The 14108-nt window shown below is 64.7% G+C and carries 15 protein-coding genes; 11 read left to right on the top strand and 4 right to left on the bottom strand.

Annotation, left to right across the window (positions count from 1 at the left end; all coding sequences use genetic code 11):
- Positions 1 to 47 precede the first annotated feature (47 nt).
- Entirely contained in the window at positions 48 to 3944 is a 3897-nt protein-coding gene (gene purL, locus AB5S05_RS04090) for a phosphoribosylformylglycinamidine synthase (RefSeq protein WP_369286180.1), read from the top strand.
- Positions 3945 to 4362: 418 nt separating this feature from the next.
- Positions 4363 to 4680, top strand: a complete 318-nt coding sequence (locus AB5S05_RS04085) for a YqfO family protein (RefSeq protein ID WP_369286179.1) — start codon at positions 4363 to 4365, stop codon at positions 4678 to 4680.
- Between the two features lie 63 nt (positions 4681 to 4743).
- On the opposite strand, the gene AB5S05_RS04080 is transcribed toward AB5S05_RS04085, so the two are convergent.
- Together AB5S05_RS04080 and AB5S05_RS04075 are read right to left on the bottom strand one after the other, a co-directional pair.
- Positions 4744 to 5250 (bottom strand): L,D-transpeptidase family protein, encoded by a 507-nt coding sequence (locus tag AB5S05_RS04080; RefSeq protein ID WP_369286178.1) that lies wholly within the window; start codon positions 5248 to 5250, stop codon positions 4744 to 4746.
- A gap of 19 nt (positions 5251 to 5269) precedes the next feature.
- Positions 5270 to 5827, bottom strand: a complete 558-nt coding sequence (locus AB5S05_RS04075; RefSeq protein ID WP_369286177.1) for an NUDIX hydrolase — start codon at positions 5825 to 5827, stop codon at positions 5270 to 5272.
- Between the two features lie 158 nt (positions 5828 to 5985).
- Here AB5S05_RS04075 and AB5S05_RS04070 point away from each other — a divergent pair, with 158 nt between their 5' ends.
- The 4 genes from AB5S05_RS04070 (at position 5986) to AB5S05_RS04055 (ending at position 8178) form a co-directional block, all read left to right on the top strand.
- Entirely contained in the window at positions 5986 to 6588 is a 603-nt protein-coding gene (locus tag AB5S05_RS04070; protein WP_369286176.1) for a CoA pyrophosphatase, read from the top strand.
- A 22-nt stretch (positions 6589 to 6610) separates the two neighbouring features.
- Entirely contained in the window at positions 6611 to 7135 is a 525-nt protein-coding gene (locus tag AB5S05_RS04065) for a gamma carbonic anhydrase family protein (RefSeq protein WP_369286175.1), read from the top strand.
- Complete coding sequence (locus AB5S05_RS04060) at positions 7132 to 7323, top strand: DUF1289 domain-containing protein (protein WP_369286346.1); 192 nt, start codon at positions 7132 to 7134, stop codon at positions 7321 to 7323. The genes AB5S05_RS04065 and AB5S05_RS04060 overlap by 4 nt, the downstream gene beginning before the upstream one ends.
- A gap of 117 nt (positions 7324 to 7440) precedes the next feature.
- Entirely contained in the window at positions 7441 to 8178 is a 738-nt protein-coding gene (locus AB5S05_RS04055) for an SGNH/GDSL hydrolase family protein (RefSeq protein ID WP_369286174.1), read from the top strand.
- Here the strand turns inward: AB5S05_RS04055 and AB5S05_RS04050 are convergent.
- Together AB5S05_RS04050 and AB5S05_RS04045 are read right to left on the bottom strand one after the other, a co-directional pair.
- Positions 8153 to 9439, bottom strand: a complete 1287-nt coding sequence (locus AB5S05_RS04050; protein ID WP_369286173.1) for an HlyC/CorC family transporter — start codon at positions 9437 to 9439, stop codon at positions 8153 to 8155. The two genes, AB5S05_RS04055 and AB5S05_RS04050, sit on opposite strands and share 26 nt — an antisense overlap.
- Before the next feature lie 18 nt (positions 9440 to 9457).
- Positions 9458 to 10258 carry a cytochrome C assembly family protein gene (locus AB5S05_RS04045; RefSeq protein WP_369286172.1) on the bottom strand — a complete coding sequence of 267 codons (801 nt, stop codon included), beginning with the start codon at positions 10256 to 10258 and terminating at the stop codon, positions 9458 to 9460.
- A 241-nt stretch (positions 10259 to 10499) separates the two neighbouring features.
- Here AB5S05_RS04045 and ffh point away from each other — a divergent pair, with 241 nt between their 5' ends.
- The 5 genes from ffh to rplS all read left to right on the top strand — a co-directional run bounded on the left by ffh (position 10500) and on the right by rplS (position 14000).
- Positions 10500 to 11873, top strand: coding sequence for a signal recognition particle protein (gene ffh / locus AB5S05_RS04040; RefSeq protein ID WP_369286171.1), 1374 nt, complete (start codon positions 10500 to 10502; stop codon positions 11871 to 11873).
- A 191-nt stretch (positions 11874 to 12064) separates the two neighbouring features.
- A complete protein-coding gene (rpsP, locus tag AB5S05_RS04035; protein WP_369286170.1) occupies positions 12065 to 12316 on the top strand; it encodes a 30S ribosomal protein S16 in 252 nt (83 codons plus the stop codon).
- An 8-nt stretch (positions 12317 to 12324) separates the two neighbouring features.
- Positions 12325 to 12861 carry a ribosome maturation factor RimM gene (gene rimM / locus AB5S05_RS04030; protein WP_369286169.1) on the top strand — a complete coding sequence of 179 codons (537 nt, stop codon included), beginning with the start codon at positions 12325 to 12327 and terminating at the stop codon, positions 12859 to 12861.
- Entirely contained in the window at positions 12798 to 13607 is an 810-nt protein-coding gene (trmD, locus tag AB5S05_RS04025; RefSeq protein ID WP_369286168.1) for a tRNA (guanosine(37)-N1)-methyltransferase TrmD, read from the top strand. The genes rimM and trmD overlap by 64 nt, the downstream gene beginning before the upstream one ends.
- A 42-nt stretch (positions 13608 to 13649) precedes the next feature.
- Positions 13650 to 14000 carry a 50S ribosomal protein L19 gene (rplS, locus tag AB5S05_RS04020; protein WP_369286167.1) on the top strand — a complete coding sequence of 117 codons (351 nt, stop codon included), beginning with the start codon at positions 13650 to 13652 and terminating at the stop codon, positions 13998 to 14000.
- The last annotated feature ends 108 nt before the right edge of the window (positions 14001 to 14108 follow it).

Genomic DNA, 14108 nt, shown 5'->3' with positions numbered 1-14108 from the left:
AGAATGCACGGCCTCAAAGTACACCCCCTTCCCAGAGGCTGTCCCCGATGTTGATCCTGCGCGGCGCTCCCGCCCTTTCTGCTTTTCGCCACGGTAAATTGCTCGAGCAACTGACCAGCAAAGTACCCGCTGTGACTGGGCTGTATGCCGAGTTCGCGCATTTCGCCGAGGTCAGTGGTGGACTCAGCGCCGATGAAGAGCAGGTCCTGGCCCGCTTGCTGAAATACGGTCCCAGTGTCCCGGTGCAGGAGCCGGCAGGGCGCCTGCTCCTGACCATCCCGCGCTTCGGCACCATCTCGCCCTGGTCGAGCAAGGCCAGCGACATCGCGCACAACTGCGGCCTGGACAAGATCCAGCGCATCGAGCGCGGGATCGCCTACTACGTGAGCGGCGAGCTGAGCGAGGCCGCGGTGCAGCAGGTCGCCGACCTGCTGCACGACCGCATGACCCAGCTGGTGCTGGACAACCTGGAAGGCGCCGCGGCGCTGTTCAGCCATGCCGCGCCCAAGCCGCTGACCGCGGTGGACGTGCTCGGTGGCGGTCGCGCCGCCCTGGAGCAGGCCAACCAGGACCTGGGACTGGCCCTGGCCGAGGATGAAATCGATTACCTGGTGACCAGCTTCCAGGGGCTGGGGCGCAACCCGCACGACATCGAGCTGATGATGTTCGCCCAGGCCAACTCCGAACACTGCCGGCACAAGATCTTCAATGCCAGCTGGGACATCGACGGCGAGAGCCAAGACAAGTCGCTGTTCGGCATGATCAAGAACACCTACCAGATGCACAACGAGGGTGTGCTCTCGGCCTACAAGGACAACGCCGCGGTGATCGTTGGCCACAGTGCCGGGCGCTTCTACCCCAATGGCGAGACCCGCCAGTACGGCGCCAGCCAGGAACCGGTACATATCCTGATGAAGGTGGAGACCCACAACCACCCGACCGCGATCGCCCCGTTCCCGGGCGCCTCGACCGGCTCCGGCGGCGAGATTCGCGACGAAGGTGCCACCGGCCGCGGCGCCAAGCCCAAGGCCGGCCTGACCGGCTTCACCGTCTCCAACCTGCAGATCCCCGGCTTCGAGCAGCCCTGGGAAGTGCCCTACGGCAAGCCCGAGCGCATTGTCACCGCCCTGGATATCATGATCGAGGGCCCGCTCGGCGGCGCGGCGTTCAACAACGAATTCGGCCGTCCGGCCCTGACCGGCTATTTCCGTACCTTCGAGCAGGCGATCGACACCCCGCGTGGCGAGGAAGTGCGCGGCTACCACAAGCCGATCATGCTCGCCGGCGGCATGGGCAACATCCGCGCCGAACACGTGCAGAAGGGCGAGATCAGCGTCGGCGCCAAGCTGATCGTGCTCGGCGGCCCGGCCATGCTGATCGGCCTGGGCGGCGGCGCGGCCTCGTCGATGGCCACCGGCACCAGCTCGGCCGATCTGGATTTCGCCTCGGTGCAGCGCGAAAACCCGGAAATGGAGCGGCGCTGCCAGGAAGTGATCGACCGCTGCTGGCAGCTGGGCGAGCAGAATCCGATCGCCTTCATCCATGACGTCGGTGCCGGCGGTCTGTCCAATGCCTTCCCGGAACTGGTCAACGATGGCGGCCGCGGCGGCCGTTTCGAGCTGCGCAACGTGCCCAACGACGAGCCGGGCATGGCGCCGCACGAGATCTGGAGCAACGAATCCCAGGAGCGCTACGTGCTGGCGGTCGATGCCGCCGATTTCGAGCGTTTCCAGGCGATCTGCGAACGCGAGCGTTGCCCCTTCGCGGTGGTCGGCGAGGCCACCGAAGAGGCCCACCTGACCGTGACCGACAGCCACTTCGGCAACAACGCGGTGGACATGCCGCTCAACGTGCTGCTCGGCAAGGCGCCGCGCATGCACCGTTCGGCCACGCGTGAAACCGAGCTGGGCGACGACTTCGATCCGGCCAGCCTGGCCATCGACGAGGCGGTGACCCGCGTGCTGCACCACCCGGCGGTGGCCAGCAAGAGCTTCCTGATCACCATCGGCGATCGCAGCATCACCGGCCTGGTCGCCCGCGACCAGATGGTCGGTCCCTGGCAGGTGCCGGTGGCCGACTGCGCGGTGACCGCCACCAGCTTCGACGTCTACACCGGCGAAGCCATGGCCATGGGCGAGCGTACCCCGCTGGCCCTGCTGGATGCCCCGGCGTCCGGGCGCATGGCCATCGGCGAGACCCTGACCAACCTGGCCGCCTCGCGCATCGACAAGATTTCCGACATCAAGCTGTCGGCCAACTGGATGGCCGCCGCCGGCCACCCGGGCGAGGATGCGCGCCTGTACGATACGGTCAAGGCGGTGGGCATGCAGCTCTGCCCGGAGCTGGGCATCACCATCCCGGTGGGCAAAGACTCGATGTCGATGAAGACCCGCTGGCAGGACGAGGGCGCGGAGAAGAGCGTCACCGCCCCGCTGTCGCTGATCGTCACCGGCTTCGCCCCGGTGGCCGACATCCGCCAGACCCTGACCCCGCAGCTGCGCATGGACAAGGGCGAGACCGACCTGATCCTGATCGACCTGGGCCGCGGGCAGAACCGCATGGGCGCCTCTATCCTCGCCCAGGTCTACGGGCAGCTCGGCCGTCAGGCGCCGGACGTCGACGACGCCGAGGACCTCAAGGCGTTCTTCGCGGTGATCCAGGGGCTGAACGCCGACGGTTACCTGCTGGCCTACCATGACCGCTCCGATGGCGGCCTGCTGGTCGCCGCGCTGGAAATGGCCTTCGCCGGTCATTGCGGCCTCGACCTGCAGCTCGACGCCCTGGCCGACGGCGCCGAGGAACTGGCCGCCGTGCTGTTCAACGAAGAGCTGGGCGCGCTGATCCAGGTGCATCAGGACGCGACTCCGGATGTGCTGGCGCAGTTCAGCGCCGCCGGTCTCGGTGACTGCGTCGCGGTGATCGGTCAGCCGGTGAACAACAACGAGGTGGCGATCAGCTTCAATGGCCAGCCGGTGTTTGGCGGCCAGCGCAGCCTGCTGCAGCGTGAGTGGGCGCGGACCAGCTACCAGATCCAGCGTCTGCGCGACAACGCCGAGTGCGCCGAGCAGGAGTTCGACGCGCTGCTCGAAGAGGACAATCCGGGCCTGAGCGCCAAGCTCGGCTACGACGTCAACGACGACATCGCCGCGCCCTACATCAAGAAGGGCGTGCGGCCGCAGATCGCCGTGCTGCGCGAGCAGGGGGTCAATGGCCAGGTGGAGATGGCCGCAGCCTTCGACCGCGCCGGCTTCAGCGCCATCGACGTGCACATGAGCGATATCCTCAGCGGGCGAGTCAGTCTCGAGCAGTTCAAGGGCCTGGTCGCCTGCGGCGGCTTCTCCTACGGCGACGTGCTCGGTGCCGGCGAGGGCTGGGCCAAGTCGATCCTGTTCAATGCCCGGGCCCGCGACGGCTTCCAGGCCTTCTTCGAGCGCAAGGACAGCTTCGCCCTGGGCGTGTGCAACGGTTGCCAGATGATGTCCAACCTGCATGAGCTGATTCCCGGCAGCGACTTCTGGCCGCACTTCGTGCGCAACCGCTCCGAGCAGTTCGAGGCGCGGGTGGCCATGGTCCAGGTGCAGGAGTCGGCCTCGATCTTCCTTCAGGGTATGGCCGGCTCGCGCCTGCCGATCGCCATCGCCCACGGCGAGGGGCATGCCGAGTTCGAAAGCGAGGAGGCCCTGCTCGAGGCCGATCTGTCCGGCTGCGTGGCCATGCGCTTCGTCGACAATCACGGCAAGGTAACCGAGGCCTACCCGGCCAACCCGAACGGCTCGCCGCGCGGGATCACCGGCCTGACCAGCCGCGACGGCCGGGTGACCATCATGATGCCGCACCCGGAGCGGGTGTTCCGCGGCGTGCAGAACTCCTGGCGTCCGGATGACTGGCAGGAGGATGCCGGCTGGCTGCGCATGTTCCGCAACGCCCGGGTCTGGGTGGATTGATCCCCAGGGGCGGACTCATGCCCACCGAGTCCGCCCACCATGCTTGTCGAGGTGCGCCGGGTCATGCCTGGCGACACCTTGCTGGCATGCCGCTGCGGGCATTGGTCCGCACTTGCCGATTGCCATTTTGGCTGTCTTGCCGGACTCAGGCTCGCGCCTGTTTGCCAGCTGTTGCGCTGTCGTAGCGCTTGCCATGCTGCTACGGCCGCCACAATCCCCTGTCCGCGGTTTTTCGGACACTGGCGAGGCTGCTGGTGCGCGCGATCCTGGCCGCTATCCGGGGTGAACGCCCGGACCATTTCGTAGTCGAATCTGCAGCCTGTGATCGCTGCCACGGATCTTGGGTGAGGCAAAGTGCCACTATCTTGTGGCATCATTTATCGACTATGTTCAATGTGTCCAGCTGGCGGAGAGTTCGATGTACAAGCTGTGTTTCTATGTTCCGGAAGCTCACCTGGATACGGTGAAGGGCGCGGTGTTCGCGGCGGGCGGCGGGCGCGTCGGGGCCTATGACAGCTGCTGCTGGCAGGGCCTTGGGCAAGGCCAGTTTCGTCCGCTGCAGGGCAGCCAGCCGTTTATCGGCCAGGTCGGGGTGGTCGAACACGTGTCGGAGTGGAAGGTCGAGTTGGTGGTGGCCGACGAGCTGATCCACGAGGTGGTCAAGGCCATGAAGAAGGCGCACCCCTACGAGACACCGGCGTTCGACGTCTGGCGCCTGTCGGATATCCAGTTCTAGTGGTGGCCGTCGCCGGCCGGATCAGGGCGCCCGAGGGCGCCTTTTTGCTGCGTGGGCCCCGGCCTAGGGGCGGATCTCGATCAGGGTGCCGTCCTTGACCAGCTCCCATACTTCGCGCATGTCACTGTTCTGCATGGCGATGCAGCCCTCGGTCCAGTCCAGGGTATGGAAGAACCACTCCGGGTATTCCTCGTCGAGCGGCGTGCCGTGAATCATGATCATGCCGCCGGGCCTGACGCCTTGTTCGCGTGCATTGGCCAGGTCGCGGGCGTTGGGGTAGGAAATGTGCATGGACAGCTGGTACTTGTCGCTGGTCTTGCGCCAGTCGATCCAGTACAGGCCCTCGGGCGTGCGCCTGTCGCCCTCGCGCTGCTTGGCGCCACTGGCCTGCTTGCCCAGGGAGATGCGGTAGGACTTGAGTGCCTGGCCGCGGCTGATCAGGTGCAGCTTGCGTTCGGACTTGACCACCAGCACCTTGTCGATGCTGGGGCTTTCCAGCCTGTCGCTGGTGTTGGCCAGGGCGGCAAGGGAGATGGACAACAGGCAGAGTAGGGCGAGCAGCCGACGCATTGGGGCGGTATCCCGAGGTTCAGGTGGTTTTCTGGTGATGCGCGCGCAAGGCCTCGATGGGCTCGTTGCGAACCGGGTAGCGCTGCTTCCGGCGGTCGGCGAAGTAGCATTCTAAGGTACGTCCCACCGTCGGGAAAGCCAGCTGCGACCAGGGGATCTCGCGTTCGTCGAACAGGCGCACCTCGAGGCTCTCCTCACCCACGGCGAAGTCCAGGTCGACCAGCTCGGCGCGGAAGAACATATACACCTGGTTGATGTGCGGCAGGTCGAACAGGCAGTACAGGTTGAGGTCGCGTACCCGGGCGCAGGCCTCCTCCCAGGTTTCCCGGGCAGCGGCCTGCTCCAGGGTTTCGCCGTTCTCCATGAAGCCGGCCGGCAGGGTCCAGTAGCCGCGCCGGGGTTCGATGGCGCGGCGGCACAGCAGCACCTGCTCGCCCCATACCGGCAGGCAGCCGGCGACGATCCGTGGGTTCTGGTAGTGAATGGTCTGGCAGTGGCCGCACACGTAGCGCAGGCGGTTGTCGCCCTGGGGGATGCGCTGGCTGACCGGGTTGCCGCAATGGCTGCAGAACTTCATGGCGGATCCTCTGGCTGGCCCTGTTATCTTGGCGCGCGGCGGCCCGCCGCGGCAAGGCTTTCGGATGAGTTGGCCGGCGTGATCGCCCGGTCGGGGGGCTTGGGTGGCATGGCGCTTTCGTGCCATTATCCGGTGCAGAATAAAGACCGAGAATGCCCATGTTGGACGATCTACTCCAACGCGTGCGTGGATACAGTCCGCGCCTCTTGCAGACCGACCGTCACTTCCCCGAGGCGGCGGTGCTGGTGCCGATTACCCGCAGCGACGAACCGGAAGTGGTGCTCACCCTGCGCGCCAGCGGGCTGTCCACCCATGGCGGCGAGGTCGCCTTTCCGGGAGGGCGGCGCGACCCGGAGGATCGCGACCTGATCCATACCGCCTTGCGTGAGGCCGATGAGGAGATTGGGCTGCCGCCCGGCCTGGTCGAGGTGATCGGCCCGCTGAGTACCCTGGTCTCGCGGCACGGCATCCAGGTCACGCCTTATGTCGGGCTGGTGCCGGACTATGTCGACTACCAGGCCAACGACGACGAGATCGCGGCGGTGTTCTCGGTGCCGCTGGAGTTCTTTCGCAGTGATCCGCGGGAGATGACCCACCGCATCGATTACCTCGGTCAGAGTTGGTATGTGCCGAGCTATCGCTACGGTGACTACAAGATCTGGGGGCTGACCGCCATCATGGTGGTGGAACTGGTCAACCTGGTGCTCGATGCCGGGATCGCCCTGCATGAACCGCGGGAACACTTCATCAAGCCGTATTGAGGCGCCAGACAAGGAGCGACGAATGAAATACCGCCTGGGGCAAGCGCAGGTCGATGCCCATCCCGACAGCTGGGTGGCACCGAATGCCACGCTGGTCGGCAAGGTCAAGCTGGAGCCGGGAGCCAGTGTCTGGTTCAACGCGGTGCTGCGCGGCGACAACGAGCTGATTCATATTGGCGAGCAAAGCAACGTGCAGGACGGCACCGTGATGCACACCGACATGGGCTATCCATTGTCCATCGGCAAGGGCGTGACCATCGGCCACAAGGCCATGCTGCATGGTTGCTCGGTCGGCGACTACAGCCTGATCGGGATCAATGCGGTGGTGCTCAATGGCGCCAAGATCGGCAAGTACTGCATCATCGGCGCCAATACCCTGATTGCCGAGGGCAAGGAAATTCCCGATGGCTGCCTGGTGGTCGGCTCGCCCGGCAAGGTGGTGCGTGAGCTCAGCGAGCAGCAGAAGAAGATGCTCGAGGCCAGTGCCGCCCACTACGTGCACAATGCCCAGCGTTATGCGCGCGAGCTAGCCGAGCAAGACGACTGATGACCAGCGAGCGCCCAATCGCCTCGCCCTGCGTGCAGGTCTGCGCGCTGGACGAGGACGACATCTGCATCGGCTGCCAACGCAGCGTCGCCGAGATCAGCCGCTGGAGCCGCATGGACAACGCCGAGCGGCGCCAGGTACTGCTGCTCTGTCACGCGCGCGCCGAGGCCAAGGGCCTGCTGCTCTAGCCGTCTCCCTTCTCTCTATCGGTAGTACAAGGGTCTGTTATGCCTCGTATCGGAACCCCGCTGTCGCCGAGTGCGAGCCGTGTCCTTGCGCATGGCGCAAGCGGTCGGTATCGAGGTGTGAGGCGTTGGCGCGAGGTCGCCTGGTGGCTGCTGCTGTTGGCCTTGTTGCCGGTGTTGGTGCCTATGGCGCTGCACACGCGTCGCCGGGCATTGCGGCTGGCGCCGGCGGCCGGAGCGCGATGCGGCTTGGCTGGCGCCGAGCTGTCCGGCACGCCGCTAAGGCTGCTGGTGCTGGGCGAGTCCACGGTGGTCGGGGTCGGTGTCGGCCAGCTGCAGCAGGCGCTGGTCGGGCGTCTGGCCCAGGCGCTGGCCGAGCGCGAGGCGCGCCCGGTGGCCTGGCGCGCCTGTGGGGAGAACGGCATCACCGCCGGGCAGGCCAATGGGCGTCTGCTACCTCAGGCCCTGGCGGAGCCGGTCGATCTCGCCGTGCTGGTGTTCGGGGTCAACGATACCACCGGTTTGACCGCGCTGCGGCATTGGGAGGGTGAGCTGGGGGCCATGGCCGAAGCGCTGCATGCGGCCGGGGCGCGGGTGGTGTTCAGTGGCGTGCCGCCCCTGCAGCATTTTGCCGCCTTGCCCTGGTTGCTGCGGCAGGTGCTGGGTCTGCGGGCGGCATTGCTCGATGCTCGCCTGCGTCGCCTGGCGGCGGCTGTAGGGGCTGGCTACCACCCCTTGCGCCTGGAGTTTTCCGCGCACTACCTGGCGCTCGACGGCTATCACCCGTCGGCGCAGGGGTATCGGGTATGGGCAGAGGATCTGGCGCGGGCACTCAGTCCGGTGTCGACTCGGGACTGACCTGAGGGCTGCTCAGCCAGACCCTGACGCTCTTCACCCGGTTCTCCGAGGACTGCAGGATTTCCAGGCGGTAGTGGCCTATTTTCAGGCACACGGCGCTTTCCGGGATGCTTTCCAGTGCTTCGGTGATCAGGCCGTTGAGTGTCTTGGGGCCGTCGCAGGGCAGCTGCCAGCCGAGCGCCTTGTTCACCTCGCGGATATAGGCGGCGCCGTCGATCACCTGAGTGCCGTCTTCCTGCGGGTGGATGTCGGGGCTGCGCAGGGCGTCCTGGTTGCTGAAGTCGCCGACGATCTCTTCGAGGATGTCTTCCAGGGTGACGATGCCGATCACCTCGCCGTACTCGTCGACGACGATACCGATGCGCCGCTTCTGCTTCTGGAAGTTGATCAGCTGGGTGGACAGCGGCGTGTTTTCCGGGACGAAATAGGGTTCGGTGCAGGCGGCCACCAGGGCCTCCTTGGTTAGCTGGTTATGGCTCATCAGGCGCGCGATCTGGCGCATGTGAACGATGCCTTCGACCTGGTTGATGTCGTGGCGGAACAGTGGCAGGCGGGTGTGGGTGGTGGTGCGCAGCTGGCTGACGATGGTCTCCAGGTCGTCCTCCAGGTTGATCCCGGTGACTTCGCTGCGCGGGATCATGATGTCGTCCACCGTGACCTTCTCCAGGTCGAGGATGCCCAGCAGCATGTCCTGGCGATTCTTCGGCAGCTCGTGGCCCGACTCGCGCACCACGCTGCGCAGCTCCTCGGTGGTCAGGCTGTCGCTGACCTTGCTCGCCGGGTCGACGCCGAGCAGCTTGAGCAGGCCGTTGCTGATCCAGCTGAGCAGGACCACCAGCGGGTAGAACAGCTTGAGCAGCGCCTGTAGCGGCAGGCTGAAGGGGTAGGCCACGCGCTCGGGATGCAGTGCCGCCAGGGTCTTGGGGGTGATCTCGCCGAAGATCAGCAGCGCCAGGGTCAGACCGACGGTGGCGATGGCGATGCCGGCGTCCCCCCAGAGCTGAATGGCCAGTACGGTGGCGATCGCCGAGGCGAGGATATTGACGAAGTTGTTGCCGATCAGGATGGTGCCGAGCAGGCGGTCGGGCCGGCTGAGCAGTTCGCTGACCCGCTTGGCGCCACGATGGCCTTCCTTGGCCATGTGCCGCAGGCGGTAGCGGTTGAGGCTGAGCAGGCCGGTTTCAGAGCTGGAGAAGAATGCCGAACAGGCGAGCAGGAAGACCAGCAGGCCGATCAGGATGCCAGGATGCACTGTGTCCACTGAGTATTGTCCCGGGCCCTAGATATGCAGAATGAATTCGCGAACCAGCTTGCTGCCGAAATAGGCCAGCATCAGCAGGCAGAACCCGGCCAGGGTCCAGCGGATCGCCTTGTGCCCGCGCCAGCCGAGCTGATGGCGGCCCCACAGCAGTACGGCGAACACCACCCAGGCGAAGCAGGACAGGATGGTCTTGTGCACCAGATGCTGGGCAAACAGGTCGTCGATGAACAGCGCGCCGGACAGCAGTGACAGCGACAGCAGCAGCCAGCCGGCCCAGAGGAAGCCGAACAGCAGGCTTTCCATGGTCTGCAGGGGTGGAAAGTTCTTGATCAGTCCGGACGGATGCTTGTGCTTGAGCTGGTGGTCCTGCAGTAGCAGGAGCAGCGACTGGAACACGGCAATGGTGAGCATGCCATAGGCCATGATCGACAACAGGATATGGGCGAGGATGCCGGGGGCTTCATCGATCGGCTGGATGGTGCCGGCCGGTACCAGCTGCGCCAGCAGAACGGTGAGTCCGCCCAGGGGGAACAGCAGCAGCAGCAGGTTTTCCACCGGGATGCGCCAGCAGGCCAGCAGGGTCAGCAGGATGACGGTGGCGGCAATCAGGCTGGCGGCATTGAAGAAGTCGATGTTCAGGCCGGCCGGCTGCAGCAGCTGGAGAAACAGGCTGAGTCCGTGGCCGAGCAGGGCGAGCAGGCCGAGGCCGATCAGCAGGCGCTTGTCCGGTGTGGCTCGGCGGCTCAGGCGCAGGCTCTGGTAGGCAGTCGCGCCCGTGTAGAGAAAGGCGGCTGCGAGGCTGGGAAGCAGAGGGTGCATAAATCCTTGTTAGGCAGGCCCGAAAGGCGCTGAGTGTGGCATACAACGGGCGTTTCACGAAAGACCGCCGGGCGTCGAGTCGTCCGCGAGCGTCGCGGCGGCGAGCAAGGCGGCGGCGTCCGGATCTCGAGGGCGTTAATTGCCGCCGACAAAGATGCGTCATCGCAGGCCAACTCTCCGATATAATCTGCCGCCTGCCGTCAGCCCAGCCTCGGTTCAGGTGAACCCGAAAGGAATGCGCATGTTTGAAAATCTTACCGACCGCCTCTCGCAGACCCTGCGTAACGTCACTGGCAAGGCCAAGCTGACCGAGGACAATATCAAGGACACCCTGCGCGAAGTGCGCATGGCGCTGCTCGAGGCCGATGTCGCCCTGCCGGTGGTCAAGGACTTCGTCAACAAGGTCAAGGAGCGTGCGGTCGGCACCGAGGTGTCGAAAAGCCTGACCCCGGGCCAGGCCTTCGTGAAGATCGTTCGCGCCGAGCTCGAAGAGCTGATGGGTGCAGCCAACGAAGAGCTGGCGTTGAGCGTCGCACCGCCGGCGGTGGTGCTGATGGCCGGCCTGCAAGGTGCGGGTAAGACCACCACCTCCGGCAAGCTGGCGCGCCTGCTCAAGGAGCGCAAGAAGAAGAGCGTGATGCTGGTGTCGGTGGACGTCTACCGTCCGGCGGCGATCAAGCAGCTGGAAACCCTGGCGGGTGATCTCGGCGTGACCTTCTTCCCGTCCGATACCACCCAGAAGCCGGTGGCGATTGCCGAGGCGGCGATCCGCGAGGCCAAGCTGAAGTTCATCGACGTGGTGATCGTCGATACCGCCGGTCGCCTGCACGTCGACGCCGAGATGATGGTCGAGATCCAGGCCCTGCATGCGGCGGTCAAGCCGGCCGAGACCCTGTTCGTGGTCGACGCCATGACCGGTCAGGATGCCGCCAATACCGCCAAGGCCTTCGGCGATGCGCTGCCCCTGACCGGGGTCATCCTGACCAAGGTCGATGGCGATGCCCGGGGTGGCGCCGCGCTGTCGGTGCGCCATATCACCGGCAAGCCGATCAAATTCATCGGCATGGGCGAGAAGAGCGATGCGCTCGAGCCCTTCCATCCGGACCGCATCGCCTCGCGCATCCTCGGCATGGGCGACGTGCTCAGTCTGATCGAGCAGGCCGAGCAGACCCTCGACCGGGAGAAGGCCGAGAAGCTGACCAAGAAGCTGAAGAAGGGCAAGGGCTTCGATCTCGAGGACTTCCGCGACCAGTTGCAGCAGATGAAGAACATGGGCGGTCTCGGCGGCTTGATGGACAAGCTGCCACTGATGGGCGGCGTCAACCTCGCGCAGATGGGCAATGCCCAGGGTGTGGCCGAGAAGCAGTTCAAGCAGATGGAGGCGATCATCAACTCGATGACGCCGGCCGAGCGCCGCGACCCCGAGATCATCAGTGGTTCGCGCAAGCGGCGGATCGCCATGGGCTCTGGCACCCAGGTGCAGGACATCGGTCGGCTGATCAAGCAGCACAAGCAGATGCAGAAGATGATGAAGAAATTCACCGCCAAGGGTGGCATGGCCAAGATGATGCGCGGCATGGGCGGCATGATGCCCGGCGGCCTGCCCAAGCTGTAACCCCTGTCGGGCGCCTGCTCCGGGCTGGCCGCCTGGCGCGGGTGTGGGGCGGTCCTTGGCCTGCACCTGGTCCCGAGGGAAAAAAGAGATTTGCAAAAACCCGGATAATCCTTAGAATATGCGGCCTTTCGGGCCTAGCGCCCTATGCGTGCATTTCAGTTTTGCAGCACCGACTACAGGAACGAAGTTCAATGGTAACCATCCGTCTTGCCCGTGGCGGCTCCAAGAAGCGCCCTTTCTATCACCTGACCGTGACCAACAGCCGCAATGCGCGCGATGGCCGCTTCGTGGAGCGCATCGGCTTCTTCAACCCGGTTGCCTCCGGCGCCGAAGTGAAGCTGTCCGTAGACCAAGAGCGTGCCAACTACTGGCTCGGCCAGGGCGCACAGCCGTCTGAGCGTGTTGCTCAGCTGCTCAAGGAAGCTGCTAAGGCCGCTGCCTAAGCACCGCTATGAGCATGACGCCAGCTCCCGCCGAGGACCTCGTGGTACTTGGCAAGATTGTCTCGGTGCATGGCGTGAAGGGCGAAGTGAAGGTGTATTCCTTTACCGATCCCTTGGCTAACGTGCTCGATTACCGCCGTTGGACGCTCAGGCGTGACAACGAGGTAAAGCAGGTCGAATTGGCCAGTGGGCGCTTGCAGGGCAAGGTCCTGGTGGCAAAGCTCAAGGGGCTCGACGATCGCGAAATTGCGCGTACCTACGCCGGTTTCGATATCTGCGTTCCCCGTAGCGAGTTGCCGGAACTCAGCCAAGGCGAGTTCTACTGGTATCAGTTGGAAGGTCTCAGGGTCATCGATCAGGCAGGGCAGTTGCTCGGCAAGATCGACCATCTGTTCGAGACCGGTGCCAATGATGTGATGGTGGTCAAGCCTTGTCTCGACAGCCTGGATGATCGTGAACGCCTGTTGCCCTATACCGAGCAATGCGTGTTGTCGATCGACCTCGCTGCTGGCGAGATGCGGGTCGACTGGGATGCGGACTTCTAAGCGTGCGCGTTGAAGTCATTACGCTGTTCCCGGAGATGTTCGCCGCCATCGGCGATTACGGCATCACCAGCCGCGCGGTGAAGCAGGGGTTGTTGCAGCTGACCTGTTGGAACCCGCGGAGCTACACCACGGATCGTCATCACACGGTGGACGATCGGCCCTTCGGGGGCGGTCCCGGCATGGTGATGAAGATCAAGCCGCTTGAGGATGCTTTGCAGGGTGCCAAGCAAGCCGCAGGCGACTCGGCGAAGGTGATCTACCTGTCGCCGCAAGGCCGGCAGCTGAAGCAGTCGGCGGTACGCGAACTGGCGAACGAGAGTGCGTTGATTCTCATCGCCGGGCGCTACGAAGGCATTGATGAGCGCTTTATCGAGGCGCACGTCGATGAGGAATGGTCGATCGGGGATTACGTCCTGTCTGGCGGTGAGCTGCCAGCCATGGTGCTGATCGATGCGGTAACGCGCCTTTTGCCTGGTGCATTGGGTCATGCAGACTCGGCCGAGGAGGATTCCTTTACGGATGGCCTGCTCGACTGCCCGCACTACACCCGCCCGGAGGTGTATGCGGATAAACGTGTTCCCGAGGTGCTGCTTAGCGGCAACCATGAACACATCCGGCGTTGGCGTTTGCAGCAGTCCCTTGGTCGGACGCTCGAGCGACGCGCCGATCTTCTGGATAGCCGCTCGCTTTCTGGAGAAGAGAAGAAGCTGCTGGAGGAATACATCCGCCAGCGGGACGATAGTTAACGTATCGATGACGGGCCAGAGCGCCTGTCTTAGGAGCGCAGCATGACCAACAAGATTATTCAGCAGATCGAAGCCGAGCAGATGGGCAAAGAGATCCCGACCTTTGCCCCGGGCGACACCATTGTCGTTCAGGTGAAAGTGAAGGAAGGCGACCGTCAGCGTCTGCAGGCCTTCGAAGGTGTTGTTATCGCCAAGCGTAACCGCGGCCTGAACAGCGCCTTCACCGTGCGCAAGATCTCCAACGGCGTTGGCGTCGAGCGTACCTTCCAGACCTACAGCCCGCTGGTCGACAGCCTGGCTGTCAAGCGTCGCGGTGACGTGCGCAAGGCCAAGCTGTACTACCTGCGTGACCTGTCCGGCAAGGCAGCACGCATCAAGGAGAAGCTGTCCTAAGACAGGCTTCTTCTGCAGTAAAAGGCAGCCTTCGGGCTGCCTTTTTCGTTTCCGGGTTTGCTCGGCGACGGGCGGCCGGCGCTGTGGGTGGCCCTGCCGTCTCCGGGA

Origin of the sequence: Pseudomonas zhanjiangensis, assembly GCF_041027545.1 — a bacterium.
Taxonomy (GTDB): Bacteria; Pseudomonadota; Gammaproteobacteria; order Pseudomonadales; family Pseudomonadaceae; genus Aquipseudomonas; species Aquipseudomonas zhanjiangensis.
Note: the sequence above shows the minus strand (reverse complement) of the source record. Positions and strands in the feature narration are given on the sequence as shown.